Origin of the sequence: Streptomyces sp. NPDC085596, from assembly GCF_044541565.1 — a bacterium.
Lineage (GTDB): Bacteria > Actinomycetota > Actinomycetes > Streptomycetales > Streptomycetaceae > Streptomyces.
In genome coordinates, this window is the sequence record NZ_JBITTC010000004.1 from 317,515 (window position 1) to 332,665 (window position 15,151).

Annotated in this window: 14 protein-coding genes; 4 read left to right on the top strand and 10 right to left on the bottom strand. The window is 70.1% G+C overall.

Features of this window, described 5'->3' with window-relative positions:
* Positions 1 to 240: 240 nt before the first annotated feature.
* The 3 genes from ACIGA3_RS14555 to ACIGA3_RS14565 form a co-directional block, all read right to left on the bottom strand.
* Positions 241 to 2,022, bottom strand: coding sequence for an ABC transporter ATP-binding protein (locus ACIGA3_RS14555; protein WP_399714674.1), 1,782 nt, complete (start codon positions 2,020 to 2,022; stop codon positions 241 to 243).
* Positions 2,019 to 3,872: an ABC transporter transmembrane domain-containing protein gene (locus ACIGA3_RS14560; RefSeq protein ID WP_399714677.1), complete on the bottom strand. Its 1,854-nt coding sequence runs from the start codon at positions 3,870 to 3,872 to the stop codon at positions 2,019 to 2,021. Before ACIGA3_RS14560 ends, ACIGA3_RS14555 begins: the two co-directional genes overlap by 4 nt.
* 239 nt (positions 3,873 to 4,111) lie before the next feature.
* The gene (locus ACIGA3_RS14565) at positions 4,112 to 4,558 is read right to left on the bottom strand and encodes a MarR family winged helix-turn-helix transcriptional regulator (RefSeq protein ID WP_399714679.1); all 447 of its coding nucleotides are present in this window, start codon (positions 4,556 to 4,558) and stop codon (positions 4,112 to 4,114) included.
* Between the two features lie 165 nt (positions 4,559 to 4,723).
* Here ACIGA3_RS14565 and ACIGA3_RS14570 point away from each other — a divergent pair, with 165 nt between their 5' ends.
* Both ACIGA3_RS14570 and mltG read left to right on the top strand, forming a co-directional pair.
* Complete coding sequence (locus ACIGA3_RS14570) at positions 4,724 to 6,499, top strand: ABC transporter ATP-binding protein (RefSeq protein ID WP_399714682.1); 1,776 nt, start codon at positions 4,724 to 4,726, stop codon at positions 6,497 to 6,499.
* An 82-nt stretch (positions 6,500 to 6,581) separates the two neighbouring features.
* Positions 6,582 to 7,466, top strand: coding sequence for an endolytic transglycosylase MltG (mltG, locus tag ACIGA3_RS14575; protein ID WP_399714684.1), 885 nt, complete (start codon positions 6,582 to 6,584; stop codon positions 7,464 to 7,466).
* Positions 7,467 to 7,505: 39 nt separating this feature from the next.
* Here mltG and ACIGA3_RS14580 read toward each other — a convergent pair whose 3' ends face one another.
* The 5 genes from ACIGA3_RS14580 to ACIGA3_RS14600 form a co-directional block, all read right to left on the bottom strand.
* Positions 7,506 to 8,663: an LLM class flavin-dependent oxidoreductase gene (locus ACIGA3_RS14580; RefSeq protein WP_399714687.1), complete on the bottom strand. Its 1,158-nt coding sequence runs from the start codon at positions 8,661 to 8,663 to the stop codon at positions 7,506 to 7,508.
* Between the two features lie 16 nt (positions 8,664 to 8,679).
* Entirely contained in the window at positions 8,680 to 9,693 is a 1,014-nt protein-coding gene (locus ACIGA3_RS14585) for an ABC transporter substrate-binding protein (RefSeq protein WP_399715399.1), read from the bottom strand.
* Between the two features lie 51 nt (positions 9,694 to 9,744).
* The gene (locus tag ACIGA3_RS14590) at positions 9,745 to 10,500 is read right to left on the bottom strand and encodes an ABC transporter ATP-binding protein (protein WP_399714690.1); all 756 of its coding nucleotides are present in this window, start codon (positions 10,498 to 10,500) and stop codon (positions 9,745 to 9,747) included.
* On the bottom strand, positions 10,473 to 11,336 hold the full coding sequence (locus tag ACIGA3_RS14595; protein ID WP_399714693.1) for an ABC transporter permease: 864 nt from the start codon (positions 11,334 to 11,336) through the stop codon (positions 10,473 to 10,475). The genes ACIGA3_RS14590 and ACIGA3_RS14595 overlap by 28 nt, the downstream gene beginning before the upstream one ends.
* Before the next feature lie 146 nt (positions 11,337 to 11,482).
* Positions 11,483 to 11,566 (bottom strand): putative leader peptide, encoded by an 84-nt coding sequence (locus ACIGA3_RS14600; protein WP_343235472.1) that lies wholly within the window; start codon positions 11,564 to 11,566, stop codon positions 11,483 to 11,485.
* A 122-nt stretch (positions 11,567 to 11,688) separates the two neighbouring features.
* Here ACIGA3_RS14600 and ACIGA3_RS14605 point away from each other — a divergent pair, with 122 nt between their 5' ends.
* Complete coding sequence (locus tag ACIGA3_RS14605; RefSeq protein WP_399714695.1) at positions 11,689 to 12,114, top strand: YjbQ family protein; 426 nt, start codon at positions 11,689 to 11,691, stop codon at positions 12,112 to 12,114.
* A gap of 131 nt (positions 12,115 to 12,245) precedes the next feature.
* On the opposite strand, the gene ACIGA3_RS14610 is transcribed toward ACIGA3_RS14605, so the two are convergent.
* Together ACIGA3_RS14610 and ACIGA3_RS14615 are read right to left on the bottom strand one after the other, a co-directional pair.
* The gene (locus tag ACIGA3_RS14610) at positions 12,246 to 12,635 is read right to left on the bottom strand and encodes a hypothetical protein (RefSeq protein WP_399714698.1); all 390 of its coding nucleotides are present in this window, start codon (positions 12,633 to 12,635) and stop codon (positions 12,246 to 12,248) included.
* 167 nt (positions 12,636 to 12,802) lie between these two features.
* Positions 12,803 to 14,023 (bottom strand): metallophosphoesterase, encoded by a 1,221-nt coding sequence (locus ACIGA3_RS14615; protein WP_399714700.1) that lies wholly within the window; start codon positions 14,021 to 14,023, stop codon positions 12,803 to 12,805.
* Positions 14,024 to 14,498: 475 nt separating this feature from the next.
* Here ACIGA3_RS14615 and ACIGA3_RS14620 point away from each other — a divergent pair, with 475 nt between their 5' ends.
* Entirely contained in the window at positions 14,499 to 15,017 is a 519-nt protein-coding gene (locus tag ACIGA3_RS14620) for a hypothetical protein (RefSeq protein ID WP_399714702.1), read from the top strand.
* Positions 15,018 to 15,151 lie beyond the last annotated feature (134 nt).

Here is a 15,151-nt window from a genome sequence, read left to right on the forward strand (position 1 = left end):
CGGCGCCGCTGTGGCAGGTGCGGGCCCGTCGGCACACACGGCCCTGGTACCACTCGGAACGGCCGGGAAGACTTCCCCCGCGTTCCGGGCCCTGTGCCTTCGTCCAGCCTTCCACTCCGATTCGGGACCGCGCAACGGCAACGCCGTGCGGCCGGAGAGGGACGGCCGCGGAACCGCCCGCAGCGCAGCCGCCTCGCCCGTCTTCCGGCCGCGGTCCTGCCCGGCCCGGTACACCGCCCCTCATCCGTGCCAGGATCGCCAGAGCGCGGCGTAGGCGCCGTCCGCCGCGACCAGGTCGTCGTGGCTGCCCAGCTCGCTGATGCTGCCGTTCTCGACGACCGCGATCACATCGGCGTCGTGGGCGGTGTGCAGACGGTGCGCGATGGCGATCACCGTGCGCCCGTCGAGGACGCGGGACAGGGAACGTTCCAGATGGCGTGCCGCGCGTGGATCGAGGAGCGAGGTCGCTTCGTCCAGCACCAGTGTGTGCGGGTCGGCCAGCACCAGCCGGGCCAGTGCGATCTGCTGGGCCTGCGCCGGGGTCAGAGGCAGACCTCCGGAACCGACCTCGGTGTCCAGCCCCGTGTCCAGCGCGCGTGCCCAGGTGTCCGCGTCGACCGCGCCCAGCGCCGCCCACAGCTCGGCGTCCCGCGCCTCGGTGCGTGCCAGCAGGAGGTTGTCGCGCAGGGAGCCGACGAAGACGTGGTGCTCCTGGTTGACGAGGGCGACGTGCGAGCGGACGCGTTCGGCGGGCATCCCGGACAGCTCCGCGCCGCCCAGGGTGACATGGCCGGTCCGCGGCGCGTAGACACCGGCGAGCAGTCTGCCCAGTGTGGACTTGCCCGCGCCGGACGGGCCGACCAGTGCCAGCCGGGTGCCCGGCGCGACCCGCAGGGACACCGCACGCAGCACGTCGACACCCTCGCGGTAGCCGAAGTGCACCCGGTCCGCGTCCACGTCCCGCCCGTCCGGTACCAGCGAGGCGTCACCGGCGTCCGGCTCGATGTCCCGGACTCCGACGAGCCTGGCCAGCGACACCTGGGCGACCTGCACCTCGTCGTACCAGCGCAGGATCAGGTTGACCGGGTCGACCAGCATCTGGGCGATCAGCGCGCCCGTGGTCAGCTGCCCCACGTCCATCCAGCCCCGCAGGACGAAGACACCGCCGACCATGAGGACGGAGCCCAGCACGATGACGTGGACGGCGTTGATCACGGGGAACAGCACCGAGCGCAGCCACAAGGTGTACCTTTCCCACGCCGTCCACTGCGCGATTCGCTCGTCCGAGAGGGCGATGCGGCGGGCGCCGAGGCGGTGGGCCTCGATGGTGCGGCCGGCGTCCACGGTTTCCGCGAGCGCTGCGGCGACGGCCGCGTACCCGGCGGATTCCGAGCGGTAGCCGGAAGGGGCACGCTTGAAGTACCAGCGGCACCCGGCCACCAGCACCGGCACCGCGAGCAGGATGGCGGCCGCGAGCGGCGGGGCCGTCACCACGAGCCCGCCGAGCAGCAGAAGCGCCCACACGACGCCGATCGCCAACTCGGGAACGGCCTCCCGCATGGCATTGGACAGACGGTCGATGTCGGTGGTGATGCGGGAGAGCAGGTCGCCCGTGCCGGCCCGCTCCAGTACGCCCGGCGGCAGCCGCACCGAGCGGATCAGGAAGTCCTCACGCAGGTCGGCCAGCATCCGCTCGCCGAGCATCGCGCCACGCAGCCGCACCTGCAGCGTGAAGAGCGCCTGTACGACCAGTGCGAGCAGGAAGAGCCCGATCGTCAGCCCCAGACGGGGGTTCGGGACCCGGTCGGCTACGCGTTCGACCAGGCCGCCGAGCAGGAAGGGCCCCACCATGGAGGCGATGACCGCGATCGTGTTGACGGCGATGAGCAGCAGGAAGGCCCGACGATGACGGCGGAAGAGTTCCGCCACGTAGTCGCGCACGGTCGCCGCCGCGCCGATGGGCAGCGTCGTGGCGGTCGTCGGGGCCGCCGGGTCGTAGGCCGGTGGCGCTACGCCGATCATGCGCTCTCCTCGATCTCTTCGAGCGGTTCGAGAGCGCCCAGGAGAGCGGCTCCGTCGGTGGTGGCTGACCGTTCCCGTGCGGAGGGCGGCCCGGTGGCGTCCTCGGCCTGGCTCTGCTCGTCCTCGGTCTCCCGTGTCACGACGGCGCGGTACCGGGGCTCGGAGCCGATCAGCTCGCGGTGGGTACCCGTCGCCGCGACCTCGCCCTCATGGAGGAAGACGACTCCGTCCGCGCGGTCCAGCAGCAGCGGGGAGGAGGTGAGCACCACGGTCGTGCGGCCTGAGCGCAGTCGGCGCAGCCCGTCCGCGATCCTCGCCTCGGTGTGCGAGTCCACGGCCGAGGTCGGTTCGTCCAGCACCAGGACTTCCGGGTCCGCGACGAGGGAGCGGGCCAGGGCGAGACGCTGTCGCTGGCCGCCGGACAGGGAGCGTCCGCGTTCGGTGATCCGCGCGTCCATCGGGTCGGCGGCGTCCAGCGACCCCTGCACCAGGGCGTCCAGTACGTCCGCGCACTGGGCGGCCGACAGCGCGTCCTCGGCGCGGACGGCGCCGGAGGCGGGTACGTCGAGCAGTTCGCGCAGGCTTCCGGACAGCAGCACCGGGTCCTTGTCCTGGACCAGGACGACGGTGCGGGCGTGGTCGAGAGGAAGCTCGTCCAGTGGCACTCCGCCGAGCAGTACCGACAGGGCGGGCTCGGCGGGATGGCCGCCCAGACGATCGGCGAGGTGGCCCGCCATGTCCGGGTCACCGCACACCACGGCGGTGAATCCGTGTGCGGGGGCGAGCAGACCGGTGACCGGGTCGAACAGATCGCCGTCCGGCACCTCGCTCGCACGCGAGCCGACGATGTCCGTGGGGCGCCCCAACGACAGGACCCGCGCGGCCCGTTGGGCGGAAGGCCGTGAGAAGGAGTACGCCATGGCGATCTCCACGAAGTGCCGCAGCGGATAGTTGACGATCATGACCGCGCTGTAGACGGTGACGAGTTCACCGACCGTGATCCGTCCCTCGCGGGCCAGCTGGACGCCGCGCAGGACGACCACGATCATCAGCAGACCTGGCAGCAGTACCTGAAGCGCCGAGATGACCGACCACATCCGGGCGCTGCGCACCGCGGCGTGCCGTACCTCCTGCGAGGCACGGCGGTAGCGGTCCAGGAACAGTTCCTCGCCGCCGATGCCCCGCAGCACCCGCAGTCCGGCCACGGTGTCCGAGGCCAGTTCGGTGGCGCGGCCGGCCTTCTCACGCTGAACGTCGGCTCGAGTGGTGGCCCGTGGCAGCAGGGGCAGTACCGCGAGCGCGACCACCGGCAAGCCCACGGCGACGATCACGCCGAGCGCGGGCTGATAGACCACCAGCGCGACACAGACCACGACGACCGTCACCGCCGCCGCGGTGAAGCGGGACACCGCCTCGACGAACCATCCGATCTTCTCCACGTCACCCGTCGAAACGGTGACCACTTCCCCCGCGGCGACCCGCCGGGTCAGCGCGGAGCCCAGGTGTGCGGCCTTGCGTGCCAGTAGCTGCTGGAGGCGGGCGGCCGCCGTGATCCAGTTGGTGACCGCGGCGCGGTGCAGGAAGGTGTCGCCCACCGCGATGCCCGTGCCGCACAGCAGCATCAGACCGCCCGTCAGGGCCAGCCGGGTGGCGGAGCGGTCGACGGCCGACTGGACAGCCAGGCCCACGCAGAAGGGGAGGGCGCAGACGGAGACGAAGTGCAGCACGCCCCACAGCAGTGCCTTGCACTGACCGTCCAGCTGGTTGCGCCCGAGCCACCACAGCAAGCGGGGGCCGGAGCGCGCGTCCAGTACGCCGGGATCTGAGTACGGAAGGTCTTGGATCTGCATGGCGTCCCAGTGGCTCGTATCAGGGAGGGGCAGGCTGCGGCGACACCAGAAGGTGGCGGCAAGCCGTGAAAGGTTCGCCTTGCGTGGAGGTGAATTTCAAACGGTTTTCCCCGTGTCGCCCGACCATCACTGGGTTCCGGCCACGCCCCGTCGTCCGACTACGCGCAGATCAAGGACGCGCGGACGAGAAAAGTGAGGATGTGAGGAAAGCGAGGATGAGCGGAGGCCGAGCGGGGCGTTCACCGCTTCGTGGCGTCGCCGTCGACCAGGGTGTCCAGCAGGACGCCGAGTACCTGCCGCTCCTTCTCGGTCAGCGGAGCGAGGATCTCCGCGGCGGCGGAACGGCGCGCTCCGCGCAGTTCGCTCAGAGTGGCGCGGCCCTCGTCCGTCAGCTCGATCCGGGTGACCCTGCGGTTGGTCGGGTCCGGGACCCGGCGGACCTTGCCGTGCGCCTCGAGACCGTCGACCAGGGTCGTCACCGCACGCGGCACCACCTCCAGGCGCTCGGCGAGGTCGGCCATGCGCGGGGGCGAGTCGTAGTGCGCGAGGGTGCGCAGCAGGCGGGACTGGGCGGGAGTGACGCCCAGATCACGCCATTCGAGGTGGCGCTTCTGGATGCGGTGCACCCGGCGGGTCAGCCGCAGCAGCTGCTCGGCGAGCACACCCTCGGGATCTGGGGTCGTCATGCGGGAACAATATCAGGACCCCGCTCATTGTGAGTATAGGTAACAATGAGCTATGCTCAATGATCTGGAGTCGGCCGCCTCCCGGTCCGACCCCCGGTCCGACCCTTCTCGCCTCCGCCTCACCTCCGTAGGAGTCCTTTGAGCCTCGAACGAGAAACGTCCTGGATGCCGCCTCCTGACGCCGGGGAGCAGCCCCGGCAGGTGCGCCGCATCCTTAAACTCTTCCGTCCCTACCGCGGTCGACTCGGGATCGTCGGCCTGCTGGTCGGCGCCTCCTCGCTGGTCTCGGTGGCGACGCCCTTTCTCCTGCGGGAGATCCTCGACGTCGCCATCCCGCAGGGCCGTACCGGACTGCTGAGCCTGCTCGCGCTCGGCATGATCCTCAGCGCGGTCCTCTCCAGCGTCTTCGGTGTCCTGCAGACGCTGATCTCGACCACCGTCGGCCAGCGCGTCATGCACGACCTGCGCACCGCCGTCTACGGCCGCCTCCAGCGGATGTCCCTCGCCTTCTTCACCCGCACCCGCACCGGCGAGGTGCAGTCCCGCATCGCCAACGACATCGGCGGTATGCAGGCCACCGTCACCTCCACCGCCACGTCCCTGGTCTCCAACACCACCAGCGTGGTCGCCACGATCGTGGCGATGGTCGCCCTCGACTGGCGGCTCACGATCGTCTCGCTGCTCCTGCTCCCGGTGTTCGTCTGGATCAGCCGCCGCGTGGGCGACGAGCGCAAGAGGATCACCACCCGGCGGCAGAAACAGATGGCCGTGATGGCCGCCACCGTCACCGAGTCGCTGTCCGTCAGCGGCATCCTGCTCGGCCGCACCATGGGCCGCTCCGACTCGCTGACCGCCGGCTTCGCCGAGGAGTCCGAGCGCCTGGTCGACCTGGAGGTCCGGGCGAGCATGGCGGGCCGCTGGCGCATGGCGGTGATCACGATCGTCATGGCGGCGATGCCCGCGTTCATCTACTGGGCCGCGGGGCTGGCCCTCCAGTTCGGCGGCACCGGGGTCTCGCTGGGCACGCTCGTCGCCTTCGTCTCGCTCCAGCAGGGACTGTTCCGGCCCGCCGTGAGCCTGCTGTCCACCGGCGTTCAGATCCAGACGTCCCTCGCGCTCTTCCAGCGCATCTTCGAGTACCTCGACCTGCCCATCGACATCACCGAACGCGTGGACCCCGTCCATCTCGACGACATCAAGGGAGAGGTCCGCTTCGAGGGGGTCGAGTTCCGATACGACGAGAAGAGCGGCCCGGTCCTCGACGGCATCGACCTCGTCGTGCCCGCCGGAGGCAGTCTCGCAGTCGTGGGGCCGACCGGTGCCGGCAAATCGACGTTCGGCTGCCTGGTGCCCAGGCTGTACGACGTCACCGGCGGCCGCGTCACCGTGGACGGGGTGGACGTCCGTGACCTCGACTTCGACACCCTCGCCCGCGCGGTCGGTGTCGTAGCACAGGAGACCTACCTCTTCCACGCCTCCGTCGCCGACAACCTCCGCTTCGCCAAGCCCGGAGCCACCGACGACGAGCTGCACACGGCGGCCCGCGCCGCCCAGATCCACGACCACATCACCGCGCTGCCGGACGGATACGACACGGTCGTCGGCGAACGCGGACACCGGTTCTCCGGGGGCGAGAAGCAGCGCCTGGCGATCGCCCGCACCATCCTGCGCGACCCGCCCGTCCTCATCCTCGACGAGGCGACCAGCGCCCTGGACACCCGTACCGAGGCGGCGGTCCAGGAAGCGATCGACGCGCTGTCGGCCGACCGGACGACCATCACCATCGCCCACCGGCTCTCGACCGTCCGGGACGCCGACCAGATAGCCGTCCTCGACTCCGGCCGGGTGGCCGAACTGGGCACGCACGATGAACTGCTGGAGCGCGACGGACGCTATGCCGCCCTGGTACGCCGCGACGCTCAGCTCGAACCCACCGGCTGACCAACGGTCATGACGGGCGATCAAAAGCCGACAAGCTGAAGATATGTCGGGTTTGTGGTCATGTGCGTATTACCGTGCCCGCATGCAGACGAAGACTCCGTCACGGAGCATGACGCGACTGACGCGCCGGGGCAAGCTCGTCCTCGTCGGAGCCGCCGCCGTCCTGGCCGGCACCGCCGTGGGGGTGCCGCTGACCCTGTCGGGACTCGGGGACGCGGAGCCCGCCACCCTGGTCATCCCGGAGGGCTGGCGCGCGAGCCAGATCTACGACGCGGTCGACAAGGCGCTGGAGCTGCCGTCCGGCAGCGCCCGCAAGTCCGTCGCCAAGGCGGGTCTGAAGCTGGCGTCCGCCGCCGAGGGAAACCCGGAGGGCTATCTGTTCCCGGCGACCTACACCCTCACCGACGGCACCACGGCCGAGTCGCTGCTCCGGCACATGGTCGAGACGGCCAATCAGAGGTTCAACGGCGCACCGGTCGCGGCCGGGGCGCAGCGCAACGCGATGAACGTCTACGAAGCCGTGACCGTCGCCAGCATCGTCCAGGCCGAGGCCGCCACGACGAGCGACATGGGGAAGGTGGCCCGCGTCGTCTTCAACCGGCTGGAGCGCGGAATGCCGCTCCAGATGGATTCCACCCTCAACTACGCCCTGAAGCGCAACACCATCCACACCAGCATCGACGACACCCGGATCGAGAGCCCGTACAACTCCTACCAGCGCATGGGGCTGCCTCCCACGCCGATCGACAACCCCGGTGAGGACGCGATGCGGGCGGTGACCAATCCGCCGGAGGGGGACTGGCTGTACTTCGTCACCGTCAAGCCCGGCGACACCCGCTTCACGGCCGACTACACCCGGCATCTGCGGAACGTGGCCGACTTCAACGCCTATCAGAAGGCCGCCGCCCGATCGGCCAAGCCGTCCGGGAGTCCGAGCCAGAGCCCGGTCACGCGGCCGCCCCGGTGAGCGGCCGGGGCGGCCGGTGGTGAGCGGTGATCCAAGGGCTCAGCGGCCGCGGGCGACCAGCAGTGGGGCCCCGCGCCCGGTGGTCCGGGACGCCGTGTCGGCGGACAGCAGGCCACGGGCGGCCAGTTCGGGGATCACGCCCTCGCCGAACCAGTACGCCTCCTCCAGATGCGGATATCCGGAGAGCACGAAGTGTTCGACGCCCAGGGCGTGGTACTCCTCGATCCGGTCGGCGACCTCCGCGTGACTGCCGACCAGGGCGGTACCCGCGCCGCCCCTGACCAGGCCGACGCCTGCCCAGAGGTTCGGGTAGATCTCCAGCTGGTCGCGGGAGCCGCCGTGCAGTTCCAGCATCCGTCGCTGTCCCACCGACTCGCTGCGCCCCAGGGCTGCCTGGGCGGCGGCGATGGTGTCGGCGTCCAGGTCGTCGAGCAGCCGGTTCGCCGTCGACCAGGCGTCGGCGGAGGAGTCGCGGGAGATGGTGTGCAGCCGGATGCCGAAGCGGACCGTGCGCCCCTCCCGCTCGGCCAGTGAGCGAATCCAGTCGATCTTCGCCTTCACCTGCGCCGGTGGCTCGCCCCAGGTGAGGTACACGTCGGCGTGGCGGGCGGCCACCGGTCCCGCGGCCTGGGAGGAGCCGCCGAAGAACAGTTCCGGCACCGGGTCCGGCGGGAGGGAGGTGAGACCGCCGTCCACCTCGTAGTGGGCGCCGTGGAAGTCGTACGGCTCGCCCCGCCAGACGCCGCGCACGATGGACAGGAACTCGTCCGTGCGTTCGTAGCGCCGGTCGTGGTCGAGGTGGTCGCCGAAGCGGCGTTGTTCGGCCGAGTCGCCTCCGGTGACGACGTTGAGCAGGAGCCGTCCACGGGTCAGACGCTGGTAGGTCGCGGCCATCTGGGCGGCCAGGGTGGGGGAGAGCAGTCCGGGGCGGAAGGCCACCAGGAACTTCAGGCGTTCGGTGTGCTGGGCGAGGGCCACCGTGGTCAGCCAGGCGTCCTCGCACCAGGTGCCGGTCGGGGTCAGCACCGCCTCGAAGCCCAGCTGCTCGGCCGCCTTGGCTATCTGCGCCAGGTACTCGATGTCGGGGGTGCGCAGGCCGCGGGTCTCGCGGCCGATGTTGGAGCCGTAGGCGTGCCGGTCGACCAGGGTGCGGCCGTCGCCGCCGGTCGGCAGGAACCAGTGCAGTCGTACGGTCATGTCGGAGCCTCCCGTGTCAGTGCTTGGCCGGAGTGGTCGAGGGCGGCAGATCGCCGTTGAAGCGCGGGTCCACGAAGTCGCCGAAGTCGACCTTCTTCGGGATCAGGTTCAGCTCGGTGAAGGTGTCGGCGATCCGCTGCTCGGAGGCGACGAGGGGCTTGTCCACGGCGACGGCGACACGGGTGGCGTTGGTACGGCGTACGGAGGCGAGCGCCACCTCGTACGGCAGCCCCGTGTCCTTGGCCCACACCTTGGCCCACTCCTCCTGATGCCCGTGCACCCAGTTCTGCGCGCGCCGCAGCCGGGCCAGGTAGTCCTTGACGGCAGCGGCCTTCTTCGCGTCACGCAGCGCGCCGGGCGAGGCGACCTGGAAGGCGAGCCCGTTGGTGACACCGTCGCCGGTGGTGAGGACCCGGCCCTGCTTGCCCTGAAGGACCTGCGAGGTGTACGGGTCCCAGACCGCCCAGGCATCGACCTTGCCGGAGTTGAACGCGGCGAGCGCGTCGGCCGGCTGGAGGTACTTGACCTTGATGTCCTTCAGGTGGAGCCCGGCCGCTTCCAGGGAGGCGACCAGTTGGTAGTGGGCGGAGGAGCCCTGGGCGACGGCCACGGACTTGCCCTTGAGCTGCTTCGGGCCGGTCAGCTCGGAGTCGTTCCGGACGAGGATGGCGTCGCCCCGGGACGTGCCGTGCCAGGCGGCCACCACCGCGATCTTGGAGCCGGCGCCCGCCGCGAAGACGGGCGGCGTGTTGCCGACGCCGCCGATGTCCACGGCCCCGGCGTTGACCGCCTCCAGCAGTGGCGGGCCCGAGCTGAAGGTCGACCACTTGATCCGGTAGTCCAGGTTCTTCAGCTCCCCGGCGGCCCGCAGGATGGCCTCGGAGCCGCCCTTCTGGTCGCCGACGGCGAGAGTGACGGAGCCGTGGCCGTCGGTCCGCGTGCCCGTGTCGGCGGCGGAGTCTCCACCGCAGGAGGTGAGCAACAGGGCCAGTGGGAGGAGCAGCGCTGCGGGGACCAGGAGTCGTCGCATGAAGGTTCCGTTCATGGTGCGAGGGTCAAGACGGGAGGAGGTGGGGGAGGTTCAGGCCGCTTCCGCCGCCGGCGTGACACCGAGGCGTGCCAGCAGATCGGCGCGGATCGCGGCGAAGCGGGGGTCGGTCAGACCGCGAGGCCGGTCGAGTTCGACACGCTGCTCATGGGCGATGCGGCCGCCGTCCATCACCAGGACGCGGTCGGCGAGCAGCACGGCCTCCTCCACGTCATGCGTGACCAGCAGTACCGCGCAGCCCCGGCGCTGCCACAACTCACCCACCAGCCGCTGGGCGTTGATACGGGTCAGCGCGTCCAGAGCGCCGAACGGCTCGTCGAGCAGCAGGAGATCGGGTTCGCGGACCAGGGCACGGGCGAGGGAGACGCGTTGGGCTTCGCCGCCGGAGAGGGTCTTCGGCCACGCGTTCACCCGGTGGCCCAGCCCGACCTCCTCCAACGCCTGCTCCGCCAGCGCGCGTTCGGGTTTGCCCGGCAGGCCCAGCAGGACGTTGCGCCACACCCTCTTCCACGGCATGAGCCGGGGCGCCTGGAAGGCGACCGCACGGCGGCGGGGGACCAGTACGGTGCCGTCGATGTCCCGGTCGAGCCCGGCGAGAACCCGGAGCAGCGTGGACTTGCCGCAACCGCTGCGGCCGAGCAGGGCGACGAACTCGCCCGGCGCCAGGTCGAGATGAAGGTCGTCGATGACGGCGCGGCCGTCGAAGGCGCGGGTCAGCCCTTCGACATGGACGGCCTGGGCGACCCCGGTGGTCGCGGGGCTCACCGGCCCGTGAACGTCGGTCGCCATCGCAGCAACAGCCTTTCGAGGGAGCGGACGATGAAATCGGCGAGGAGGCCGAGGAAGGCGTAGACGATCAGGCAGACCACGATCACGTCGGTCCGCAGGAAGTCGCGTGCCTGCACCATCAGGAAGCCGATACCGGAATCGGCGTTGACCTGTTCGGCGAAGACCAGGGCGAGCCAGGCGATGCCGAGGGAGTAGCGCAGGCCGGTGAGCGCGCCGGGCAGGGCGCCCGGCAGCACCACATGGCGGACGAGACCCCAGCGGGAGAGCCCCAATGACTCTCCTGCCTCGATGAGTTGGGAGTCGACGCCACGAATGCCCGCGTAGACGTTCAGATAGAGCGGGAAGGTCACGCCCAGGGCGATGATCGCGATCTTGGGGGCCTCGCCGATGCCGAACCAGATGATGAAGAGCGGGATGAGGCCCACGAAGGGCACTGTCCGCAACATCTGCACCGGGGCGTCGACCACGTCCTCGCCGATGCGGAACAGCCCTGAGATCAGGGCGAGTCCGGTGCCGATCACCGTGCCGAGGACCAGTCCGGCGGCGACGCGTTGCAGCGAGATGGCCATGGCCGAGGGAAGCGAACCATCGGCCGTCAGATCTCCGGCGACCTGGGCTATTCGGCCCGGTGAGGCGAGTACATCGGGTGCCAATACACGCGTCGCGCTGAGGAGTTGCCACAGGGCGAGGAGAGCGAGCGGGCCGGTGGTGCGGCGCAGCCAGCGGGGGAGCCGGGTGCGCCGGGAGGAGGCGGGGACGAGGCGTTGCAAGGTGGGGGAGGTTTTGGGTGTGCTGGTGGTATCGGAGGGGTGGGGTGGGGCATGGCTGACGCTCATGGGTGCTCCACACGGTGGAGAGCGCGGAAAGAAGGTGCGCCGGCCGCCGTCAACGGTCGCCCTCGGCTCAGCGGAGGGTCACGCGTGGCGTGCGGGGAACGCGAGTAAGCCCGAAGGAAGGGCAGAGATGGAACGAGGGAAAGGCGTCAGCGGCCGGGGCGACACGCGGCGGAGGCCACCCGGAGCAGGTCGATGTGACCGCGCGTGGTGAGCAGGGCTGAACGCGACATGCCGGTGAACGTAGCCAGGCGGGCGTTCGCCGGTCAACGGTGTCTCGTCCAGTGGACGGCTCGTATCGCGGAACGGTCGCGCCGAGGGGCGTGAAACGCGATCGGCGGGTGAGGATGGAGGCATGTCAGATGCCTTCACCACGCGCGTGCTCGACGTCGCCACCGGGTCCCGTGAGCGGGTCGTAGACCTCACTCAGGAGTGCGAGCACTTCCTGGGCGAGGTCGCGGCGGGCCGCGACGGCCTCCTCAACATCTTCGTACCCCACGCGACCTGCGGTGTCGCGGTCATCGAGACCGGAGCCGGCAGCGACGACGACCTGCTGACCGCCCTGCACACCCTGCTCCCGGCCGACGACCGCTGGCAGCACCGCCACGGCAGCCCCGGCCACGGCCGCGACCACGTCCTCCCCGCGATCGTCCCACCCCACGCGACCCTGCCGGTGATCGGCGGCAGCCTGGAGCTGGGTACCTGGCAATCGGTCTGCCTGGTGGACACGAATCGGGATAGTCCGAACCGTAAGGTGCGGTTGAGCTTCCTGGGGCAGTGAGCCGCTCGGGTGTGACCGAAGAGGGAACCTCCGGCTGTACCAGCTGAGGTCTGCTCGTGGGCCTCTCCGAGCGGACACGCCCTGGATGGTCAATTCCAAGGGGTGCCTGCGGAGGGTGTGGGGGTGGGCGGTCAGGCGTCGGGGTCGACTTCGGGGTGCGTGAACCGCGCGGGCTTGCCCAGCGACCGGGCGTAGGCGATTTCGGCTCGGGTGCTGTCTCCGATGTAGTCGCCGACTACGAGCACCTCATCAGCGAGCCGGATCTTCGCTCGGCGCAGCTCGTCGAGTCGAACCTTCAGCGCCTCGGCCTCGACAGGATCGGACCAAAGTTCGTGCGGCGATTTCATGTCGCAACCCGGTTTGACGACAATCTTTCCGGCTTTGGTCTCCCGCAGATCGGCCTCGGTCATCTCGGTCATGAAACGGGTGGAGCCGCAGATCACGACGATACGCGGGAGGCCCAGCTGCTTCTTCGCGTCGGCGAGTTTCTCCTCGGGGGTGAGCGGTTGCGGGTATGACACGGGTTCCTCCTGGTGGTGTGGCCCAAGGGGTGCCTGTGGAGACGAGAACGAGGGTGTCCAAGATCGTCTCCGCGCTGACCGCCGCGATCTGACGCAACGACGCCACCGGACAAACCGTCCTACGCTCACTGATCGCCTACGACCACTGACCCCTTGGAATAGATCATCTAGGACGAGGTGGGCTGCTGCGGGGAGCGGAGTACGAGCAGGGTGATCTCGCTGGGGGCGAAGACGCGGAAGGGTGGGCCCCAGAAGCCGGTGCCGCGGCTGGTGTAGAGGAGGGTGCGGGTGCCGTGGTGGCTGAGGCCGGCGAGGGCCGGCTGGTCGAGGCGCACCAAGTGGTGGAAGGGCCAGATCTGGCCGCCGTGGGTGTGGCCGGAGAGCTGGAGGTCGATGCCGTGGGCTGCCGCGCGGTCGATGAACTTGGGCTGGTGGGCGAGGAGGAGGACGGGGAGGTCGGGGTCGGCGCCGTCGAGGGCTCCGGCGAGGTGGGCGCGGTGGCCCGCCAGTCCGGAGGACTCGGCGGTGACGTCATCGACGCCGGCGACCACGAGGGTGTCACCGCCGCGTTCCAGGAGCAGGTGGCGGTTGCGCAGTGGCTCCCAGCCCAGCTCGTCCATCAGATCGACCCAGCCCTGGGCCTCGCTGTAGTACTCGTGGTTGCCGGTGACGTAGACACGGGCCCGAGTAGCCTGCACGGTGCCCAGTGGGGCGGCCTGGTCGCGACGGCGTTCGGCCGTGCCGTCCGCGATGTCGCCGGTGTGGCAGACCAGGTCGGCTTCCAGGGTGTTCACCGTCTCGCAGACCCGTGCCGACCAGCGGGCGCGGTCGAGCGGGCCGTAGTGGGTGTCGGTGATCAGGACGACTCGGGTGCCGTCCAACCCGGCTCCCAGACGCGGCAGTCGCACGTCGAGTCGGCGTACGCGTGGCACGCGTCGGGCCTCGGCATACCCCCAGGCGAGCAGCACGGTGGTTACACCGAGGACGGCCCAGGTGACGATGCGCGCCCGGTCCTGTCCGTCACCGACGCCGGCCACGGCCAGGGCGAGCCGCAGCAGGACGCCGAGCAGAACGGACCAGGTGAACAGGACCCAGGCGCTGCCCAGCAGCGTGTCACCGACGATCGCCGCCCGGTCCTGCTGGCGCCGGCCGTGGCCGCGTGCCATCGCGAGCGGCATACCGATCAGGCCGAGCGTGAACAGCGTCGTGCCGATCAGGGACACGGGGAGCGACCAACGCTGACCGGTGTACAGGAGAACCCAGCACGGCACGGCCCACAGCAGGACAGGGGCGACCAGGGGGATGTAGCGCATCAGACGCTGCAGTCGGCTCCGTGGTGCCCCTTGCGCGTCACTGGCGGCGGATCGGGTGCTGCTGGTCTCGGTCACGCTTCCCCTTCTGAGGTGCTGTCCGGCGGACGTGGCCGCAGCGGAGCCGGGTGGTGGCCGCGAGACGGTCCTCGCACCAGCCACCCGCCCACGGGCCCTACATGGTCCATCGCCGCTGCCGTGATTGTGCTCCGGCCTCGACTACTGGAGTCTCCTGTTGAGCCCATTGTCCGCCGCCGTGGGGAAGGGCCGCCCTCGGGGGCTTCGATCAGTCCGTTCCGGAAGCGCGCGGGTTCCGGCCTAGCTGACGGGGCATGGTGAGCGAAGCCCGGTCTGCCAGGAGGGTCGGGAAGACCACAGCTGATCTGAAAGACGCATCCCACCTGGGGCTTCGACCGACGACGGCGACGAACTCACCCGGCAACTGCCCTGACAGGCTGCTCTGTACGATCACCGAATACTGGGCGCTGGTCCGCCTGTCCCGTGCGGAGATCAGCGAGTGATGCCCTGTCCGGATAGTTGAGGGAGTTGGCGGGTGTCCGCTTTGGACTTCTACGCTCACGTCGCCGTTTGCGGTGAGGTCCTGGGAGTTGGCCTTGGTGCCGACCCGGAAGCCTGGGAAGCCGCCCTGGGGGCGACACGCCTCGATGTTCCCGGTGGTGGCCTACTGCGGCGGGACTACGGGCTCGTGGAAATCAACTTCTCGCCGGACCAGCCAGGGCGGCAAGGGCAGATGTCGTGCTTCGGCTTCGGCGTGAAGATCCAACGACTGATGTACGACCAGTCCCCGAGCACCGTGCCGTCCCCGCTCTCGCGGGAGTACGGGGAATTCGCACCCAGAGTCCCCTTCAAGGAACTGCAGACCGCCATCCTGGCCCTGGGCCACACGATCGAACTCGACAGGCACAACACGTCGAGTGACATGGACTGCTACCGCGTATCCGCGTCCGCCGCCCGCATCCACGTCGTCGCTGACCCTGACCCGTACGGGTCAGGCGACCCAGATCCAGACGGACATCAGAGGGGCGACGTCTGGTCCGTCGACGTGTGGTGACCAACTGGCGACCTCCCAGCAGCGTCCGTGATATCTCTTCGCCACGAGGAGCGCCGGGCAACGATCACCTGCGCGGCGGGCAACGATCTGAAGAGCGCGCGCCACCCAGCTGATCAGCCACACTCAAGCCCCCC

Excerpts from the sequence above, each read along its gene's own strand:
- ACIGA3_RS14585 (WP_399715399.1), bottom strand. The coding sequence starts at position 9,693 with ATGCGACGACTCCTGGTCCCCGCAGCGCTGCTCCTCCCACTGGCCCTG.
- ACIGA3_RS14560 (WP_399714677.1), bottom strand. The coding sequence starts at position 3,872 with ATGCAGATCCAAGACCTTCCGTACTCAGATCCCGGCGTACTGGACGCG.
- ACIGA3_RS14600 (WP_343235472.1), bottom strand. The coding sequence starts at position 11,566 with ATGTCGCGTTCAGCCCTGCTCACCACGCGCGGTCACATCGACCTGCTC.
- ACIGA3_RS14595 (WP_399714693.1), bottom strand. The coding sequence starts at position 11,336 with ATGAGCGTCAGCCATGCCCCACCCCACCCCTCCGATACCACCAGCACA.
- ACIGA3_RS14565 (WP_399714679.1), bottom strand. The coding sequence starts at position 4,558 with ATGACGACCCCAGATCCCGAGGGTGTGCTCGCCGAGCAGCTGCTGCGG.
- ACIGA3_RS14590 (WP_399714690.1), bottom strand. The coding sequence starts at position 10,500 with ATGGCGACCGACGTTCACGGGCCGGTGAGCCCCGCGACCACCGGGGTC.
- ACIGA3_RS14580 (WP_399714687.1), bottom strand. The coding sequence starts at position 8,663 with ATGACCGTACGACTGCACTGGTTCCTGCCGACCGGCGGCGACGGCCGC.
- ACIGA3_RS14555 (WP_399714674.1), bottom strand. The coding sequence starts at position 2,022 with ATGATCGGCGTAGCGCCACCGGCCTACGACCCGGCGGCCCCGACGACC.
- ACIGA3_RS14570 (WP_399714682.1), top strand. The coding sequence starts at position 4,724 with ATGCCGCCTCCTGACGCCGGGGAGCAGCCCCGGCAGGTGCGCCGCATC.
- ACIGA3_RS14605 (WP_399714695.1), top strand. The coding sequence starts at position 11,689 with ATGTCAGATGCCTTCACCACGCGCGTGCTCGACGTCGCCACCGGGTCC.
- mltG (WP_399714684.1), top strand. The coding sequence starts at position 6,582 with ATGCAGACGAAGACTCCGTCACGGAGCATGACGCGACTGACGCGCCGG.